The 17,401-nt window shown below is 58.3% G+C and carries 16 protein-coding genes; 7 read left to right on the top strand and 9 right to left on the bottom strand.

The features are described from left to right. Nucleotides 1-196 precede the first annotated feature (196 nt). The 3 genes from NG895_RS04280 (at nucleotide 197) to NG895_RS04270 (ending at nucleotide 2,720) form a co-directional block, all read left to right on the top strand. The gene (locus NG895_RS04280; protein WP_252851215.1) at nucleotides 197-1,198 is read left to right on the top strand and encodes a DUF1559 domain-containing protein; all 1,002 of its coding nucleotides are present in this window, start codon (nucleotides 197-199) and stop codon (nucleotides 1,196-1,198) included. Nucleotides 1,199-1,212: 14 nt separating this feature from the next. Next, nucleotides 1,213-1,686: a DUF4198 domain-containing protein gene (locus NG895_RS04275; protein ID WP_252851214.1), complete on the top strand. Its 474-nt coding sequence runs from the start codon at nucleotides 1,213-1,215 to the stop codon at nucleotides 1,684-1,686. Nucleotides 1,687-1,829: 143 nt separating this feature from the next. Continuing rightward, on the top strand, nucleotides 1,830-2,720 hold the full coding sequence (locus tag NG895_RS04270) for a helix-turn-helix domain-containing protein (RefSeq protein WP_252851213.1): 891 nt from the start codon (nucleotides 1,830-1,832) through the stop codon (nucleotides 2,718-2,720). A 35-nt stretch (nucleotides 2,721-2,755) separates the two neighbouring features. On the opposite strand, the gene NG895_RS04265 is transcribed toward NG895_RS04270, so the two are convergent. Further along, nucleotides 2,756-3,385 carry an EF-hand domain-containing protein gene (locus NG895_RS04265; RefSeq protein ID WP_252851212.1) on the bottom strand — a complete coding sequence of 210 codons (630 nt, stop codon included), beginning with the start codon at nucleotides 3,383-3,385 and terminating at the stop codon, nucleotides 2,756-2,758. 103 nt (nucleotides 3,386-3,488) lie between these two features. After that, nucleotides 3,489-4,511, bottom strand: a complete 1,023-nt coding sequence (locus tag NG895_RS04260) for a DUF1559 domain-containing protein (protein ID WP_252851211.1) — start codon at nucleotides 4,509-4,511, stop codon at nucleotides 3,489-3,491. A 449-nt stretch (nucleotides 4,512-4,960) separates the two neighbouring features. On the opposite strand from NG895_RS04260, the gene NG895_RS04255 reads away from it, so the two are divergent. The 3 genes from NG895_RS04255 to NG895_RS04245 all read left to right on the top strand — a co-directional run bounded on the left by NG895_RS04255 (nucleotide 4,961) and on the right by NG895_RS04245 (nucleotide 9,156). Continuing rightward, on the top strand, nucleotides 4,961-6,121 hold the full coding sequence (locus NG895_RS04255; RefSeq protein WP_252851210.1) for a dockerin type I domain-containing protein: 1,161 nt from the start codon (nucleotides 4,961-4,963) through the stop codon (nucleotides 6,119-6,121). Between the two features lie 31 nt (nucleotides 6,122-6,152). Then, nucleotides 6,153-6,932: a PEP-CTERM sorting domain-containing protein gene (locus NG895_RS04250; RefSeq protein ID WP_252851209.1), complete on the top strand. Its 780-nt coding sequence runs from the start codon at nucleotides 6,153-6,155 to the stop codon at nucleotides 6,930-6,932. Nucleotides 6,933-7,038: 106 nt separating this feature from the next. Then, nucleotides 7,039-9,156, top strand: a complete 2,118-nt coding sequence (locus NG895_RS04245; protein WP_252851208.1) for a glycosyl hydrolase — start codon at nucleotides 7,039-7,041, stop codon at nucleotides 9,154-9,156. Here the strand turns inward: NG895_RS04245 and NG895_RS04240 are convergent. The 7 genes from NG895_RS04240 to NG895_RS04210 form a co-directional block, all read right to left on the bottom strand. Next, entirely contained in the window at nucleotides 9,096-10,487 is a 1,392-nt protein-coding gene (locus NG895_RS04240) for a Gfo/Idh/MocA family protein (protein WP_252851207.1), read from the bottom strand. The genes NG895_RS04245 and NG895_RS04240 overlap by 61 nt on opposite strands. A 60-nt stretch (nucleotides 10,488-10,547) precedes the next feature. Beyond that, nucleotides 10,548-11,681, bottom strand: a complete 1,134-nt coding sequence (locus NG895_RS04235; protein WP_252851206.1) for a formylglycine-generating enzyme family protein — start codon at nucleotides 11,679-11,681, stop codon at nucleotides 10,548-10,550. Nucleotides 11,682-11,755: 74 nt separating this feature from the next. Beyond that, complete coding sequence (locus NG895_RS04230) at nucleotides 11,756-12,859, bottom strand: hypothetical protein (protein ID WP_252851205.1); 1,104 nt, start codon at nucleotides 12,857-12,859, stop codon at nucleotides 11,756-11,758. Then, nucleotides 12,834-13,922 (bottom strand): TIM barrel protein, encoded by a 1,089-nt coding sequence (locus NG895_RS04225; protein ID WP_252851204.1) that lies wholly within the window; start codon nucleotides 13,920-13,922, stop codon nucleotides 12,834-12,836. The genes NG895_RS04230 and NG895_RS04225 overlap by 26 nt, the downstream gene beginning before the upstream one ends. Nucleotides 13,923-14,005: 83 nt before the next feature. Further along, on the bottom strand, nucleotides 14,006-14,974 hold the full coding sequence (locus NG895_RS04220) for a carbohydrate kinase family protein (protein ID WP_252851203.1): 969 nt from the start codon (nucleotides 14,972-14,974) through the stop codon (nucleotides 14,006-14,008). A 115-nt stretch (nucleotides 14,975-15,089) separates the two neighbouring features. Further along, nucleotides 15,090-16,325 carry a glycoside hydrolase family 53 protein gene (locus NG895_RS04215; RefSeq protein ID WP_252851202.1) on the bottom strand — a complete coding sequence of 412 codons (1,236 nt, stop codon included), beginning with the start codon at nucleotides 16,323-16,325 and terminating at the stop codon, nucleotides 15,090-15,092. 25 nt (nucleotides 16,326-16,350) lie between these two features. Continuing rightward, nucleotides 16,351-16,755, bottom strand: coding sequence for a MarR family winged helix-turn-helix transcriptional regulator (locus NG895_RS04210; protein ID WP_252851201.1), 405 nt, complete (start codon nucleotides 16,753-16,755; stop codon nucleotides 16,351-16,353). 119 nt (nucleotides 16,756-16,874) lie between these two features. On the opposite strand from NG895_RS04210, the gene NG895_RS04205 reads away from it, so the two are divergent. Continuing rightward, a complete protein-coding gene (locus tag NG895_RS04205) occupies nucleotides 16,875-17,174 on the top strand; it encodes a hypothetical protein (RefSeq protein WP_252851200.1) in 300 nt (99 codons plus the stop codon). Nucleotides 17,175-17,401: the final 227 nt, after the last annotated feature.

Below are 17,401 nucleotides of genomic sequence, written 5' to 3'. Positions count from 1 at the left end.
GTGCTAACCAAGTTGCGAGAACGAGGTGATGGTAATCACTCTTCATCGCAGTTCAATTTGCACCCCCCTCGAGACGGCTCGGGTGGATTCTGCAGGCGGATTTGGAATTCCGGTCCTTAGCGAAGCGAACTCGCTAGGCCTTAGCCCTTCACTGTACGTTTACTGAGGTGTCGTTTTGCGATTACACGAACCCAAATTGCGTAGTGCATTTACGCTTGTAGAGTTGCTGGTGGTAATTGCCATCATCGGCATCCTGGTCGCCCTGCTGCTTCCCGCTGTTCAAGCAGCACGCGAGGCCGCCCGCCGCACCCAGTGCTCCAATAACCTGAAGCAACTAGGGCTGGCGCTGCAAAACTTCCATTCGCAGTTCAACCAGTTCCCTGCCAATTCCCGTTGGTATGCAGGCGACACGACAGCCCGTAAAGGATCGGTGCATGTCCAGCTGCTTCCGTTCATCGAAGGAAGCAGCTTTCATGAGCGGCTGAATCTGGACGGCGATGTCGCTGCCCAGATTGAAGCGGACGAGACCTTGCGTACCACCGAATTGCCACACCTGCGTTGCCCCAGCGACGACTTCCCTAAGCTCACTCCCAACCCACTGCCGGGCGGAGGCGCCGGTGGATATCCGCCCACCAACTACGGCACCTCCGTTGGTGCCCAGAAGACGTCGGGACTGGGCGCCTGCCAGACGCTCTATCCCGGCAACACCTTCGGCAACGGTCCATCGCCAGATGGCAACTCCGAAAAAGCCAGTGAAATCTCGGGAGTGTTTTCACGCCGTGGCTGGGCCGCCAGCATTCGCGAGATCCTCGACGGCACCACGAACACCATCGCCATGGGGGAAACACGCCCTGGTTGCAGCACCAGCATCCAGCATCCGTGGTGGAGCAGCCAACAGTGGTACGCTGGCACGGCGCCACCCATCAATTATCCAACTTGTCCGCAAGAGGGACTCGGTAACGATGGCACGCCGACCAAGAACTGCAACTCCTGGAACAACTGGGTTACCGACGCCGGTTTCAAGTCGAAACATCCTGGAGGAGCACAATTCGCCTTCTGTGACGGTTCCGTACAGTTCTTGCAGGAAGACATTGACTACCTCAACTTCCAGCGACGAGGCGACCGGCGAGACGGGACGCTCGACGACACCCCGCTGACCACCGCTGGTTCGGGCGGCCCTTCAGGACCAGTGAGGTAGAGGTGCACCCAGTAATGAAGACTTCTATTGAAAAGGGGCGGGTTCCCGCCCCCTCGGTGAGACGTTTAACCGCACTGCTGATGCTTGTCAGCCTGGTCGGATGCAGTGGCTCTAATGATCCCAAGCTGGCACCCGTTACGGGTCGTTTGACCTTCAATGGAGAGCCCGTCGCCGACGCCATCGTGACGTTTCGTGGCGTCAATGCAGCACGCTACTCGTCCGGCACTACCGATAGCGACGGCAAGTTCTCCCTCTCCACTTATGAGCCTGGCGACGGAGCACTGATTGGGGAGAACGTCGTAACCGTTGCCATTTCGGACGACATCGACCCGGGGCTGTCTCGAGAAGAGTACGCCAAGCAGCAAGCCAAACAGCGAAAGCCCAAGGCCGGCATCCTGCCTGAGCAATACGCCGATCCCATGACGAGCGGCCTCTTGGTGACGGTTGCCAACGGACAGAATGATATTCCTCTTGAGTTGCCCCAGTAAATCAGTACGGATGCTGCCTCGCCTTAACGAATCCCATCCAATACGATCTTCTGGGGGGCGCCGATGTGACGAACTTGAGGGGCTCTAATACTATCGCGTCAAGATTCTAGCCGACTTGGGCCCCAGGCCGCTATAATTGTGGCATGACGGTCTACCGCGAGCATATCGAGCCCCCTCCTCACGAATCGTTCCGGTTGCTGCGTTGGCAAGGCAGTTTGGACGAGGTGGAGGTCTGCCTGGCCGATGCGACCCACATGCCGTTTGTTGGCTCTGGCAAACATTGGCACGCGCACACCGTGGCCGAGCTGACATTCATCGCCGAAGGGACGGGCTCCCGCTTCATCGGCGATCATATCGGAAATGTCCATGCGCCAGAGCTTGTTTTCGTGGGCCCGAACGTGCCCCATTATTGGAGCGGGCTGGAGCAATCGAGCGGCTACTCGATTCAGGTGGATTTTGAGTCGCACGAAGCACGTCACGTGTTTCCCGAGTTACGTCAGTTGGACGATCTACTGGAAATCGCACGGCGCGGCATCCTCTTCGACCCATCGCTCGCAGCCAGTGTGGGGGAGCGCATGCAGTTGATGGAGCAGAGCACAGGGTTGTCGCGACTGACGTTGCTGCTGGAGTTGTTTTGCGAACTCCGCGAACTTGACTCGTCGCGTTACCGATTGCTCTGCGACAAACCTTTCACGCTCCGCGGCGAGACGCCCCACTCGCATGCCATCTCCAAAGCCATCCGGCTGGTGATTGAGCATTTCCACGAAGACCTCACGATTGACGACCTGTGCGAGGCGGTGGATATCAGCCGGGCGACGTTGTGCCGGCACTTCAAGCAGTACACGGGACATACGCCGATCGGTTTTCTGAATGGGGTTCGTATCGACCATGCCCGGAGGATGCTGGTGGAGGAAGCTGGGCCAATCAGCGAGATCGCCATTCGCTGTGGCTTCAACAATCTGTCACACTTCAACCGCTTGTTCCTGCGGCAGGTGGGTTCGACACCATCGCAATACCGGAGCAAGCACACCTAGCGCAGGCCCGCTCAACCCAAGAACACATTCGCCATTCAGCCACGTGTGCGGATATCGATCTGGGCCGACACGTCCAGGGCATCTCTCGAGGTTTCCTCTCCCAGCAATGCGCCGCTGCGGTACCCTTCGGGGAGCCTACTGCTGGGGTGCTCGACCTTTACTTTGTACGCGCCGACGTACACCCCCTTCATGTTCTGCCCGCGTGACTTGAGCTCTGCCGGTAAATCTTCGGCGGCAACGCTCATCTTGGCCATGCCCGACTTGCCGGTCGTGCCAGTTGCTGGCCTGACCCAATCCGTCATATAGACTTCCGGCTCAAAGGTAATGGTTGCGTTTTGAAGCGGACGCCCGTCAAGAGTCAGCTTGACGTCCAAACGTCGAAATGCGACCCCCGCCCCATCCCACGCTTCGAAGCGGGCTTCGAGTTCTTCCTCGGCTACTGATCCATTCCCATCCTTGTCGTACAGGGCCAGATTCTTCTTGATAGCTGGCGCGGCATCCAGCTCCTCGCCCGCGAGTTGGCCATCCGAGTTTGCGTCGTAGGCTGCCAGCGCGTCGGTGGCCATTTGCGATGGCGCAAACTCGGTGCGCAAGGCCGCTGGTTGCCCCGAACAGCCGATATCCATCGCCAGTAGTAGCGATCCAAGCAGCAAGAGATTCTTCATCGCCTGATCACACAAGTTGATGCCAAGAAATGCTCGCCTTTATGTTCCAACAACGCGGAGGTTGCCAGTGACAGAGAGAGTTAGTAGTGATTCCCGCTTGGTGCTAGGAGCCCGCCGCTGGAAATGGATCCTCGTTCGTATCGCGATCGGATCCACCGTCCGATCGATGTCCGTTGCGGCGATGCACTTCGGGGTCGACATCGTAACCGACGAGCGCTACTGAGCCATCGACAAACGACATGTTGCATCCACCAGGGTGAGCACTTCCAAAGCGATCTTCGAAGTCCAGTCCCGGCGTGTCTTGGACTGGCACGCGATCCTCTTCGTCCTGGCGATAGTGGTAGGTTGAGCGGACAATATCGTTCTGATAGCCCGTCCACATCGACCAATCATTGCCGGGCTCGAACCCGTCGCCGTAGTTGTTGGCATTGATGTATCGCTCGCCCAAGGCGTAGGTATTGGACAAGCCATCGGTGATAGACCGCAGAGGTACCGTCGTGCCGGAATGAACAACGCCGGTGGTCCACGAAAGCTTTGGCGGCCATCCCGATGTGGCCAAGACCGCCTCTGCGTCGGTCTTGAATTCAATGATCTTGATGCACGCCTCGAGATAGCGAATATCACCCGCATTCCCGGCGTAGTCCGATCTAGCGTGCAAGGGGGACCGCCGTGCGTTCACCGGCTTGTGCCCTTTGTCGTTGGGGTACGGCTGGGCAGGGCGGCGGGTTGGACAATTCAGCAGATCGACCGTCAGCGCATCTCGCTCGCGGTACACCGGCCACTTTTCTCTGTCGGAAAGTCCCGCCCCCATATCCCGAATCGCCTGCTGTTCGATGAAGGGCAGTATGTTGTATATCCAGCCGCCGGGCTGCTCCACACCGAACCCGCGGTCTGGGTCGCCCAACCAACTGCCAACCCATCCCCCGCTCGGCAATGCGCCATGAGTGCTCTCATGGTTGAGCATGGCGAGCGTCATCTGCTTCAGATTATTCTGACACTGCAGCCTTCGTGCTGCTTCGCGTGCGGACTGCACCGCCGGCAGCAGAAGTGCCACCAAGATACCAATGATGGCAATTACCACGAGTAGTTCGACGAGCGTAAAGCCGCTCACAATGCGCCTGGACATCTAAAGACTTTCCTCGAATGAACGGGGGGAGACGAGCAAGGGAAAAGTAGCGACGCGAGGAGAATCGGGGCTCAGCGGGCCGTCAAGGCTGCTGACTGTCGTACAACTCAACATAACAAATCGGGAAGGCTGAGTCGAAGTGTTTCGGCGTAAAAGACTGCTCGAGATGGTGCACTACCTGATACGACTGAATCACCAACCAGCCTGGCAATACAATCTTGTCCCATGGCGATACATAAGTATCAGCGCCAAACCGCCATAAAAACTAGTGGCACATCTGCCTGTCGTATTTTAAAATAGCACCCGAGTGCGAACGCACTGGGCCATCGCGCAGTCGACCCCGATTGTTCGAAGGCTTCCCGCGACTAACCAGTCGCCCTTTTCGTTGAACTCGTTGCTTTGCGTGCCTGCTTGTGTATCTCTTGCTATCTGCAACTAAGGGGAGGCGGATGTTTTACAGTCACAGCAATAGACTTGCTTGGATAGGTTGCTGCTTTGCGAGCTTACTACTGACCGCCAGTGGCGGCCACGCTGCGGTCACTTCGTCATCGCTTCATGGCGCCGAACACGACGCGCTCGATGGACTTCTGTTTGACGACGATCTTATTCAAGGGCTGTCCGAAGAGCCGGCATCGTTTGGGGAAGCCGGTGTCTACGAAAACGATCAGTTTCCCATCACCGGCTGGCACCCCGCGAACAACGTCGATCCGAACGATCAGTTGCCTTCCCTTACCGATGGAGTGGGAGAACGCGGCACAGGATTGACTGGCCTGCTGAACGACAACCAGCCAGGTGGCGCACCAGTACCACTGTCCGGCGCACCGGTAAAGATCGTGGAATACGTGCTGGCGGAGCCGGCCGACATCGGCCGGATCAACATCCTGACCGGTAACAGGAATAATTCGGATGGTCGCATCTTCTTAACCGCTTCCATCTTGTACTCGACAAATGATGGGTCCAGCTTCGAAAGCCTGGGCTATTTCGAGTCGGATCCATCGGGAGTGTTCAACAACGAAGTATCGCCAGAAGCACCGTTCGACCCAGAGCAAGCGTCAACCATCACCAGTATTTACAATGACGCTTCGACAACAATGCTTACCGGCGTGACGAACATTGAGATCTCCTTTTACTCGGTCGCCATCTTCGGTGGCCCAGGGGGAGACGTAAGCGGCGTCCATGTCGATCCCTTCGACGGCATCAACACCTTTACCGGAGTGGACGATGGCTTCGGGCCCGCATTCATCTCGCCACTCGTGTGGGAGATCGACGTCGTCGCTCCCGCAGCGCAAGTGGTGGGAGACTATAACGGTGACGGCAGCGTCGACATCGCCGACTATACCGTGTGGCGAAATACTCTTGGCACAGCGGTAACTGCAGGTGCCGGGGCCGACGGGAATTCAAATGGCGTGATCGATGCCGACGACTACAGCGTGTGGAAACTGTACTTCGGAGCATCGGATGGATCGCCAGCCGCGGTGGCGGCTGCCGCGGTGCCTGAACCAGCAACTTATTACCTTGCCGTCACCCTGACGGCAGCAATTCTGATTTGGCTACCTCGCAGCAGTCACAAGGCTTGCTGCAAAACTTCTCGACATCGCACTGTTGCTTGACGAGTCCTTTTCACCTTTGAGGAGATGTCTAATGAGACGGCTTGTGTTTGCGTCAACGATTCTAATGACGGCGTCCGTCGCCAACGCTGCTGTAACTTCTTCGACTGTGCATGGCGCGCTTGGCAACTCTCTCGACGGAAGCGTTGCGGTTGGCGATGCACTGTCGGGGCTGATCGCCACCGAACTTCCCGGCGACAACGGCTGGCACCCAGCGAATCCCGCGGCGACAAACGGGTCGCTCGACCCCAGTGGTTTGCCGACTTTCACCAATGACTCGGGCGAATCCGGGTTGGCAGGATTGCTTAACGATTTTCCCGACGCTGGTTTGCCCGCAAAGCGACTGCAGTACGATTTGGCAGGCGCCACGGACATTGGTGAAATTCGAATCCTCACCGGCAACGATGGGCTGGACGGTCGGGTGTTTTCGACCACTGTCATCGGTCTGTCCACGGACAATGGCGCGAACTTCGACACCCTCGGCTATTTCCAATCCGATCCCTCCGGCACCACCAACTCGGGCCAATGGGGGTCGACTCTTGTCACCATTTTCGACGATGCATCCCCCTTCCTGGCGAGTGGTGTTACCAACATTCAGTTCGACTTCTACGGGGTCGACAACACCGGCGGGCAGATGCGTGATCCCTTCGATGGTGAGAATCCATTCACCGGTGCCGACGACGGACTTTCTGCGCCGAATACCTCGCCACTGGTGTGGGAAATCGACGTGCTGACCGTGCCCGAACCATCGTCGGTCATGCTGGCCAGCTTGGCGACTTTGGGAGTCGGTCTGATAGCCCGGCGTCGCCGTTGAAGCAAAACTGTCAGTTAACAGTCTCCAACAACAAGCGGGCGGCTGGGTCTTCAGATCCACCGCCTGCTTACTTTTTGTCGTACCCAGGATCGCGGCAGCGAAAACTATGTCTCTATCGAAGGTTCTACCGGTGTTGCTGTGGATGGCAATCCTGCAGCCCGCAGGGGCCGACACTTTTCACGGTCTCAATGCGGGTGCGCCGGTTTGGAACGGCAATGTGCTGCTCACTCCTCAGGCGGCTTCCGCGTTTACCGCCACGGGTACTGGCTCGGTGCGGGTGAACTTCAGGCTCGATTCCGGAGCTACCTCCTGGAACGCCAATCAACTGGCAATGTACGACCAGGTGATTGCCAACGCACGCAATGCCGGCTTGGAAGTGCTGGGGCTTTTCTCAAACGAAACCGTCGCCGGCGGCCAGGTCGCCTGGAACGACGACGGCGATGGCGATGGCGTGAACGGCTACGTGACCGACTTCGCCAACACCGCACAGTTTCTCGTCGACCGTTACCAGACCGATATTCGAACGTTCGAGATCTGGAATGAGCCAAATGCCTGGTCCAACCCAGGCTATGCGTCCGACCCACAAAATGCGGGAGGTACCTACATCCTCCCTCGAGTGTACGCCAATCTGCTGTCCGAGACCTACCGCTCGCTGGCTGACAGCGCATTGGTTGGCCCGGAAGGTGTGCAACTCACCACGGGTGGCTTACTCGCGCACGACATCGGCGGCAGTTTCTCCACCGCGATGCCCTACATGCAGCAGGTTTATGATCAGGCATCCGTCTGGGGCAGTTTCGAGGGCGAGTTCGGTCGCCAGTACCCGTGGGACAACTTCGGCTACCACTTCTACATCAGCCAAGGATCGGCGCTGGAAACCGAGCAGATTGCCGACTACTTCAACGCGGTGCGGTCGGGCCAGGCGGCCAACAACGACTCGGCGGACGTCATGGTAACGGAGTTCAGTTGGCAAACTGTCGGCACGAATACACAAGAGTTGCAGCGAGACAACATGGCCACGGCCTACGACTACATGGAATCGCAATCCTATATCAAGCGGACCTACTGGTACCAATGGACGGACGACGTAACAGGTGCTTGGGGACTCGTCGATGGAGTTGGACAGCCGAAACTGTCTTACCACGAGTTCGTCGCCCGCAACGAAGGTCAGGGACCGAGGATTGTCGCATCGACCGAGCATGCAATGGACGACAGCGGGTTGAGCGTAGGTTATAGCTCGACCGACTTGCTGGACGGACTCATTCCCACCGAACTTGCCGGCGACAACGGCTGGCATCCGGCCAACCCAGCCTCCACGGATCCGAACAACCCCAATGGTCTGGCAGCCTTTACGGACGGCGCCGGCGATCTGGGCTCGGGAGTTACGGGGCTACTCAACGATTTTCCCGCAGAAGGTGCACCCACCAAGACCATCGTCTACGACTTGATGGCACCGCACGATATCGACGAAATCCGCCTCCACACGGGCAACGCGGGGAAGGACGGACGGATCTTCTCGAGCACCGCCATTTATACCTCCACCGACGGTGAGAACTTTGAATTGCTCGGCTACTTCCAGTCGGATCCCTCCGGCACAGAAAACTCGGCGTCCACTCCCGGTGGGCCAGACGGCGCCACCGTGGTGACCATTTCGAGTGACGACTTGCAGCCGATGGTCACCTCGGTGGAGTACATGCGATTCGATTTCTACGCCGCAGCCGACGTGAACGGCCTGGTACGTGACCCCTTCGACGGAGTGAATCCGTTTACTGGTATCGACGACGGTCTCACCGAGGCGTACGTCTCGCCGCTGGTCCGCGAGATCGATGTCTTCGGATCGCTGTCGCTACAATCAGCCGGCGACTTCAACGGAGATGGAATAGTGGACCTCGCCGACTATGCCTTGTGGCGCAACCATCTCGGCGCTGCCACCGACCAGGCGATCAACGACCGTGGCGACGGCATTCCAGGCGTTACCGCCGCCGATTACCTGGTTTGGAAGAGCAACTTTGGCCAGGACTACGGCACGTTGCAGCAAGGCACTGCCAGCCCGACTCCCGAGCCCTCCGCACTCCTGCTGATGGGCTTCGTGACCGTTGCCGGCGCCTTCCGACTCCGGCAACGAGGTGCACGCCACGTAACCAATGTGCCGCGCACTCTGGAGCATCAAGTGCTTGCGGTCGCGTACTCCGATTCCCGCACGATGCCAGGTTGCGGTACCGGATAACGGCCGTCCGCGTCGGGCATCACCGGTGCTGGGCCATCCGCCGTGAAACTCTCGAGATGGGGCGCAAGCTGAACGGGGCAATTCAACATCTGGTCGTACGTGATCTCCTGCCCAGTATGCGCCGACATGCGTCCCATGCTGGTGACGACGCTGGCAATCACCCCACGCTCCACTTCGTTGTAGGCCGAATCGTTTACGATGGCCTCCACCAGGTCGTCCCATTCCAGTTGGTAGGGATTGGCCTCGGGTTGCGGGTACTTCCAGATCAGGCTCTTGCGGTCCTGGTTCTGCGAGTTGAACGTTCGCACCTTACCTGGTGAGTGCCCAGACGCGCTGACAATGGCCGATCCTTTGCTGCCATGCGCCACGCTCGACATGTCGTTCTTGCAACCGACCATGATGCGTGAATCGAAGAACAACTTCGATCCATCGTCAAAGGTGTACTCGATAGCGTAGATATCAAAGTTTTGGTCAATATAGTCTCCGCGGTAGTGACGTCCGCCAATTCCCATCGCCTTTACCGGCCAGGCGTTCTTCATCCAGCACAGCTCGTCGATCTGGTGAATATTGAAGTCGCTGTACAGGCCGCCGCTCGCCCACAGAAAGCTGTGAAATCGCTCGATCTGCCACATCAACTCCGACCGACCCGCTGGCTTGCGGGTTGAGAAGCAAGTGACCACCGGGCCATGCATGCGATAGCCACGCATGGTGATCAGGTCGCCGATCTCGCCATCCGAGATGCGTTTATGAAGCTCTTGCCTGGCTCGGCAGTGGCGAACCATCAGGCCCACGCCGCATTTCAGGTTTTTCTCGTCGGCCTGTTTGGCAAGTTCGAGCATCCGCTGCGATGTGGGGCCATCGGCCGTCAGCGGCTTTTCCATAAACACATTCAGGCCGCGTTCGATGGCGTACTCGAAGTGTGGCGCCCGAAATGCCAAGGGCGTGGCGAGAATCACGATATCGCCTGGACGCAGTTGGTCCATTGCCTGACGATAAGCATCGAATCCAATGAACTTCCGATCTTCGGGTACGTCGAGTTTCTCGGGCGTTTCGGCGACAAACTGCAAAAGGGTGTTGTAGCTGGAATTCAGCCGCTCGGGAAACACGTCCGCCATGGCTACGAGTTTCAGTGGCACACGCTGAACGTTCAGGGCGTCGAATGCGGCGCCGGTACCTCGACCACCGCACCCTACCAGGGCGACGCGAATGCCCGCCTCGGAGCCCGTTTGGGCGAACACGTTCTGCGGTACCGCCGCCAACAAAGAAGCGGCACCCGCGGCCTGCAGGAACCCCCGCCGTGTCGAATTGGTGTTTGGAGTCTCGTTCTTCATCTCAATCCTCGCCTAGTTTAGGGACAAACCCCTGGATTGTGTGTGGTTAGGTGAACTCCTCTATCGAATCAAACCTGTGGCGCTGTTCCAAAATGCGTCCATCTCTTCCACCGTGGGCACCTTCTTTGGACGCACGATGCGAAACCCGAGCGACATCGCGTCGGTGTGGTACCACAAACTCTTGGGCAGTTGTGGATCCTGGATCTTCCACGAAGGATCCGATCCGCGGCGATAGGCACAACGCAGCAGTTCGGCGTCGTCCTCCCATCCGCCCCCGCGGACGCTACGCGGGTAGAGCTTCGTAGGACGCAGGAACGGGTCCACGGGACTGGTATGAATCTGATCGAAGTAATCCTCGGCGTAGCGATCGGCGGTCCACTCCATCACGTTGCCATGCATGTCGTGCAGTCCCCACGCGTTGGGCTTTCTAGTGCCCACCTTCTCGTATTGCTCGCTGTTTTCGTAGTACCACGCGTAGTCTTCCAACTGCGATACATCGTCGCCAAACGAGTACTCCGAGGAACTTCCCGCTCGGCAGGCGTACTCCCACTCGGCCTCGGTTGGCAGACGGTAGAAATGGCCGGTCTGTGCGCTCAACCATTGGCAGTACTTGTTGGCCGCATGCTGGGTCATGCTGATCGCCGGATAGCCCGACTGCCCCATGCCGAAACTCATCTCCATGTAGGGAGGTGTCGGCGCGCTCACCGCGTCCACCACGGTATGTTTCGCGGGATCGTAGTCTTTGCGGGTGCCGTTCTTTTTTCGCTCGACACGCGAAACCATGAAGGGCTCGTACTCGTCCCACGTGACCTCGCACTTGCCCATCCAGAATGGAGATACTTTCACCTCCACCTGAGGACCTTCGTTCTCCTGATGGTTGGGTGAACTCTCGGGGCTGCCCATAGTGAACGTGCCACCAGAGATAGCCTTCATCGTGTACTCCACGCCAGTGCGAGGGATTTGGCTCGTGTAGTCGACAAGTCCCTTCTCGTCTTGCTCGGCCTGCTTGACGATATGCGCATGGATTCGTTCGAGTAACTGCCGATTGTCAGGCGAGTCGGAATTGCTCTGCGCCTGCGTCTCGCTATAGAGCATCGAGACGCAAAGCATGCATCCCACCATGCGAATGAGTGGGTAAAGGTTTTCCCGCCACGCGGCGGCGTTCACCGTACGAATACCAAGTCGCCCGTCCATTCTCACCTGCAATTAATTGAACAATGGTCGAATCGTATGTATGAGCTGCCTCGTGCGCTGGTTTTTCAATCCATTCATCTCGCCGTGCTACTCGCAACCGCTGTGGCCGACGAGTAGGAGGCCGTGTCCTTGGAAACGCCCGACTCACCTAGCCCCTGGCTGGCGGCCGTGAGCTGGAGGTCATCTTCCAGTGCGACCTTGGGCTCAATGCCGTTGCTCGCCAGTACTGCATGATAACTACGGACCGCTTCTCTGGCTGCAATTTCGCCATCGGCCACTTGCCGCAAATGCTGGATAAACGCAAGTTGGTCCTCCGCACCATTTATCTTTCTACCAAACAGTGCGGCCCGGACGCCACTTTTTCGTGCCTCGGCCAGCAAGTGGAACGCATCGTGCGTGGTGCCCGACGCTCCCCCCATGATGCCAACCACTATGGTTTGGTCGAACTCGCACAACGCTGCGGTAAGGCGAGGTCCCAGGTAAGGAATCTTCAAGAACTGCGGGCTCTCGGCCTCCGCGACGCCCGCCAGAAGCCGGACAATGCTATCGGCTATGAACGGGGCGTAATCGGCGGGTTTCAAGTCACTTGGGGCGTTAGGAGGAAATACCTCCAGGAAGTGCCGAAACCCTGCCCGCTCCGCCTCATGACGAAACTCGCGATACGCCAGCAGCGACGCCCGATCGCGGGCTACGTCGTGATTGAGCGTGATGGAATAGAGCCCCAGATCGACACTCGCGTGCGAATTGTCGGCTGAATCAACGACTCCGGTCTTGGCGTGGGCGATACTCGCCGTGGAAAACGGCAGCGATGGCTCATTGGCATAACTATAGTCCTTGCCGGCCAGCCAAATGTCAGTGCTGTCGTTCATTCGCACCGCTGGCGTCATCGCAGAGTTTGCGAATAGGCCTTCGCGACGCGCCAGGCGATCGGCCGTACGGGCGCTCATCAGCATGATGTCGACCAGTCCCTGATCCACGATCTGGCGGATGATCGCCTCGTACTCCTGCAAACTGCGATAGGCGGGCTCGTCCGACTGCTGTGGCCTTCGCTCGCCACACGAACTCAGCCCAAAGGCCATGTCCGCGTCTTTGGCGTCCGCCAAGATGAACTCACCGCTGGAGTTGTCGCTTTGCAGAGACTTCAGCTTTGAATCAAGCGACTTGGGTAGCATTGTCATGACTCGTTTGCTTCGTGCTCACCGTTTGACCCAACAAATGGGAGATGACCAGGTGATCCAGCGACTCGTACTCCCGCGCTTCGATCAATTCGCGAGCCTTTTCTTCGGGGAACGAGCGGGCCTTGTCCACCAGCATCTCGAACGTCGCCTTGCTGTTGGCCAGGTGCTTCGTGGACATCGGGCCGCGTTCGGTCCGCATGGCCTTCACATCCAGTCCAATATAGCAGCCCGACTCGCTGTACCGGGCCGCCTCGAGTGCACGAACCTGATTGAACGCCCCTCGCAGGTCGACGCTGCCAAAGCTCTTGTCCTGATCGTACTTCAATCCGTTCTGGTCGTTCAAATGCACGCTCCATAGCTTACCCGCCCCCAAGGCAAAGGCCATTTCGTCCGACGGATCCAAGCCCGCCAGTTGAGCGTGGGCAGTTTCGATCAGCCCACCCACGCGGTGCGGAGCCGACGTCCGTTCGGCGATGGCCAGGGCGTGACCGATGGTCGGCACGTACGCCTGATCCATTGGTTCATTTGGCTTTGGTTCGATGGCGATGCGAATTGCCGGGTTGTATTCCAGCATCTCGTTGATCGCTTCGATGATGTAGTCGTACGCCTGCGCGGCATTCTTCGACTCACGGATGTAGGTTCCCTCACGGGCGAGCCACAATACGATCAAGTCGGTGCCCATCAGGTGAGCGATGTCAATCGCCTTCTTCGAGCGTTCGATGGCCCACGCGCGGCACTGCGGATCGTTGGCCGTGTATCCGCCGTCGACGCCCAAGTCGCTTTCCCATAGTCGAGGGGCGACAAACTCCGCTACCAGCCCCGCCGAGTCCAGCGTACTGCGCAAGGCTTTCGCTTCTTGCTGAGCGTCGTTCCAGGACTTGTTCTCGAGATCCGCCACGGCATCGTCGTCGTGCAACTGAACGGCGTCGAAGCCAAGCTGCTTGTACACCTCCAATTTGCGTTGAAACTCGACGGTCGGGCGAACGGGCGGCCCAAACGGATCGGCCCCTTCGTGGATGTTCCAAGGACCAAAAGAAAATCGGTATTCGGAGGATGTACTCATATGGAATTTGCTGTGGTTAAAAATGTACTGAGGATTTCATCGGGGCGGGGTCGCCCTGCTTGTTTGTTTCTCGCAATTGCGTGCTACAGCCGAGCCACGGGAGGTTCCACGCCCGCCATCCGGCAGGTCTCGTCCAGGTCGAACAAACCGTCTTGGGCCCCATAGCGGGTGACGCACCCTGCCCCGGCAGCGGCCGCCAGTCTGCCGGCGTCTTGGCAATCCATTCCTCGCAGCATCCCGGTCAGAAACGCGCCGAGGAAGCAGTCTCCTGCACCCGTTGTGTCGACTACCTTGCCAGGTGGGACGACTGGTTCGATTCGGGCTGTCTCGCCGGGCGAGTCACTGACAACCGCGCCATCGGCTCCCAGCTTCACACCCACGACACCCTGGCAGCCGAAATCGCGATAGGCCGATAGGATTCGGACGGGATCCGATTCCCCCGTTTCCTGGATGGCCTCTTGATGACTGGGGAAGTAACAATCGACCAGCGGCAAGCACGCCTTCACCACCTCCGGATCGCCACCACTTCCTGCCGCCTCGAGTACCGTCTGGCAACCGAGTCGCCGAGCCAACTGCAGCACTTCGGGCAGGCGTGGCTCGAGCTCGGGAATTAACGAGAGATATCCGATCAATAACATCCGCGACTGAGACAGCAAGGTTTCATGCTGCAACAGAAAATCTGCATCCAATTTCGCCAACGCTCCCACATGGTGGCCGAACGATCGCTGACCACAACTATCGACGAGCACGGCCGAGGTGCTGGTCGCTTCTTCGCGACGCTCCACCGCAGCGGTGTTGATGCCCAGGTCATCAAGCCGCTCGACGAGCAAATCTCCGAAGGCATCTTTCCCCACCAGAGTCATCGCCGCCACACGCATCCCGTAACGACTCATCGCTGCACCGGTATTGGAAACGATTCCACCGGGATGCACGGCCAGCGGTTCGGTGTGAAACAGCCGATCCCCGCCGATTGGACGGTCCAGATCGATGGGCTGGACAACAACATCCAGAACGGCCGTTCCGCAGATGGTTACGTCAAGTTCTCGGTCCAAGGAAATCAAGTCGCTTTTCCGGCCAACGCGAAGGCATACTGCAAACGGAGAGGTATCTCAAAAGCATGCCCGAAATGCGGAAGTATTTCTAGCAACATTTGCTCACAGGCTGATGCTATCGTATGCCGGGACGAGAGCCATTCGGGATGCCACCGAATGGAGCCATGAAACTCCGTAATGTGGACTCGCGGTAGGCGATGTCCCTGACGATCTTGATGTCACCCGCTTTGCTCTCGGCCGTAGATTCTTGCTGCTCATCTGCCTTCGTACTCTGCGGCTGAGTTGACTCGACGCTTTCGAAAAAGGCCGGGTAGATATCAATTCGGTCGTTCGCAGCTCCGTCGCGATCGAACAGGCCACCCCAGCGCGGCGAGGTCGCCTCCCAGATGAAAGTGCCCCAGCCCAAGTTGTCGGGCAGGTCGCGGACGATCTCGTTGACCTCTTTGCGGTGCTCCTGGTACTCGACGACAACAATTGGCTTGCGGTACCGTTTGGCCAGGTCCGTCAAGTTGTTCTCCAACTGCTCGAGCGTCCCATGGTGCTGGGGATAGTACGATTGCCCGATCACGTCGAATACCACGTCGTGACTAAGGACCAAGTCGAAGAACCGGACCGACCGACCGTTGTCGCCACCTAGCGCGGGATGCACCATGATCTTGATACTTGGGTCGGCGTCGCGGACCGCCTCACTAGCACGCCGAAGCAGGGTACCGAAGGTATCGGGTGAGTCTTTGATGCGTCCCTGTGGCCAAAGCAGTCCGTTGTGGATCTCGTTGCCGATCTGGACCATCTCGGGCGTCACGCCTTCCGCGGCGAAACGCTTGATGACGCTGTTGGTGTATTCGTAGATCTTATCCGCTATCTCGTCGTCGCTGAGTCCTTTCCACGATGCAGGCGTGAACTGCTTGCCGGGATCGGCCCAGGTGTCGCTGTAGTGGAAGTCGAGCAGGAGTTTCATGCCGGCAGCTTCGACGCGTTTGGCCATCGCCAGGGTCTGTTCGAGCCCGCAGTAGCCCTGCCGGGAGTACCCATTCTCTGCCTTAGGATCGACGAATAGCCGGAGGCGAACCCAGTTGAAATTATGGTCCGCCAGGATTTCGAGAACGTCCTTCTCGACGCCCTGATCCGAGAACTTGGTCCCTCGGTCCTCCTGAGAAGGCGCCCATGAAATATCGGCTCCGATCAGTGGCCGCTCATATTCGAAGTTGCGTGCTGTCCCGCCACTTTGTACTTCTTGTTTCGATTCGGCCGCTGGCGGTCCACTCTCCGTGGGCTGAGCGTGGGCTGCTTGGCTGATCGCCAGGAGCAACCCAAGAGTAAGGAACGTGGCCATGCATGACTGCACTTTCATGATCAGTCCCTCTTTCGTTGAAAAGCTATTTGAATGTGTGGGCCTCTTGGTCCGACTCCCACTGCTGAATGCTCCCACAAAACCGCTGAAGAGCATCCACGAACGCCTTTGCCTCCGGCTCGCTGAAGGGGGCGCGCAATGCATCCTGCAGAGGCGTTAGCGTCTTCGCCAGTAGCGTGTACTTTCGTCGGCCCTTGGCTGTTATGAGCACCCGTCGAGCACGCCGATCGGTAACGTGGGCTTTGCGAACGACGAGTCCCTTTTCTTCCAACAACACTAGCATCGCCCGAACGGTATTCGGATCCGACGACGCTCGCTGCGTGAGCTCTTGCTGCGTGACGCCATCTTCGATGCTGAGCAACGCCAGCAAGACATACTGATCAGCCGTCATGTCGTGCTGTGACAGCAGGGATTGGGTTTGGCGATGCATGAGCGCATACGCCTTCTTTAGATTGCGAGCGATATCCTTACCCGTCGTCACGGTTTACCCATTCGCATAGCGATTGCACCAGCCAGTACGCATACGTAGTATCTTGGAGACGCGTGACGGTGTCAATCAGCAGCGTTAGCCGGTTATCAGGGAACCGGCCCGAGGCCAGGTACTCGGCCATCAGCGAGGCGGAACTCCAGATTGCCGGCCTGTGTCGCGTGATGGGCCAGCCAAAGGTCCTCACCGCCAATCGTGGTCACGCCCTGGGCGTCGAGCGGCCGAACGCATTGTACCTGCGGTACTTGGGAATAGCATTCCTCGGTTTCAGCATGGTACGGGTGCACCGCTATTGTCCCCAACCAGTATGTACCGTTTGGGGACCTTTCGAAGACGCCGCACCCCCGTTCTTCGGAGAGTGACATCTAACACGATTTCGGCTGAACGAAAAGAAAGCACGCCCGGCAGGACTCGAACCTGCAACCCCTGGTTCCGAAGGACCGTCGGCTCCAAGCGAATCAGGCAACCGGACGCTAGGCACGCACTAATCAGGAGCGTGCTATGTGGTTCAAATGTAGAGTATCTAAGACGTGTGAGCAATTCCTGCAAAGCAAGAAACAGCAAGGACTTACCAAACGATCACTGTGGG

The organism is Aeoliella straminimaris, from assembly GCF_024054565.1.
GTDB classification, from domain to species: Bacteria; Planctomycetota; Planctomycetia; order Pirellulales; family Lacipirellulaceae; genus Aeoliella; species Aeoliella straminimaris.
This window is presented reverse-complemented; position numbering and strand designations above follow the sequence as displayed.

Coding starts and splice junctions, on each gene's coding strand:
- NG895_RS04275 (WP_252851214.1), top strand. CDS start 1,213: ATGAAGACTTCTATTGAAAAGGGGCGGGTTCCCGCCCCCTCGGTGAGA.
- NG895_RS04270 (WP_252851213.1), top strand. CDS start 1,830: ATGACGGTCTACCGCGAGCATATCGAGCCCCCTCCTCACGAATCGTTC.
- NG895_RS04265 (WP_252851212.1), bottom strand. CDS start 3,385: ATGAAGAATCTCTTGCTGCTTGGATCGCTACTACTGGCGATGGATATC.
- NG895_RS04260 (WP_252851211.1), bottom strand. CDS start 4,511: ATGTCCAGGCGCATTGTGAGCGGCTTTACGCTCGTCGAACTACTCGTG.
- NG895_RS04255 (WP_252851210.1), top strand. CDS start 4,961: ATGTTTTACAGTCACAGCAATAGACTTGCTTGGATAGGTTGCTGCTTT.
- NG895_RS04250 (WP_252851209.1), top strand. CDS start 6,153: ATGAGACGGCTTGTGTTTGCGTCAACGATTCTAATGACGGCGTCCGTC.
- NG895_RS04245 (WP_252851208.1), top strand. CDS start 7,039: ATGTCTCTATCGAAGGTTCTACCGGTGTTGCTGTGGATGGCAATCCTG.
- NG895_RS04240 (WP_252851207.1), bottom strand. CDS start 10,487: ATGAAGAACGAGACTCCAAACACCAATTCGACACGGCGGGGGTTCCTG.
- NG895_RS04235 (WP_252851206.1), bottom strand. CDS start 11,681: ATGGACGGGCGACTTGGTATTCGTACGGTGAACGCCGCCGCGTGGCGG.
- NG895_RS04230 (WP_252851205.1), bottom strand. CDS start 12,859: ATGACAATGCTACCCAAGTCGCTTGATTCAAAGCTGAAGTCTCTGCAA.
- NG895_RS04225 (WP_252851204.1), bottom strand. CDS start 13,922: ATGAGTACATCCTCCGAATACCGATTTTCTTTTGGTCCTTGGAACATC.
- NG895_RS04215 (WP_252851202.1), bottom strand. CDS start 16,325: ATGAAAGTGCAGTCATGCATGGCCACGTTCCTTACTCTTGGGTTGCTC.
- NG895_RS04210 (WP_252851201.1), bottom strand. CDS start 16,755: ATGCATCGCCAAACCCAATCCCTGCTGTCACAGCACGACATGACGGCT.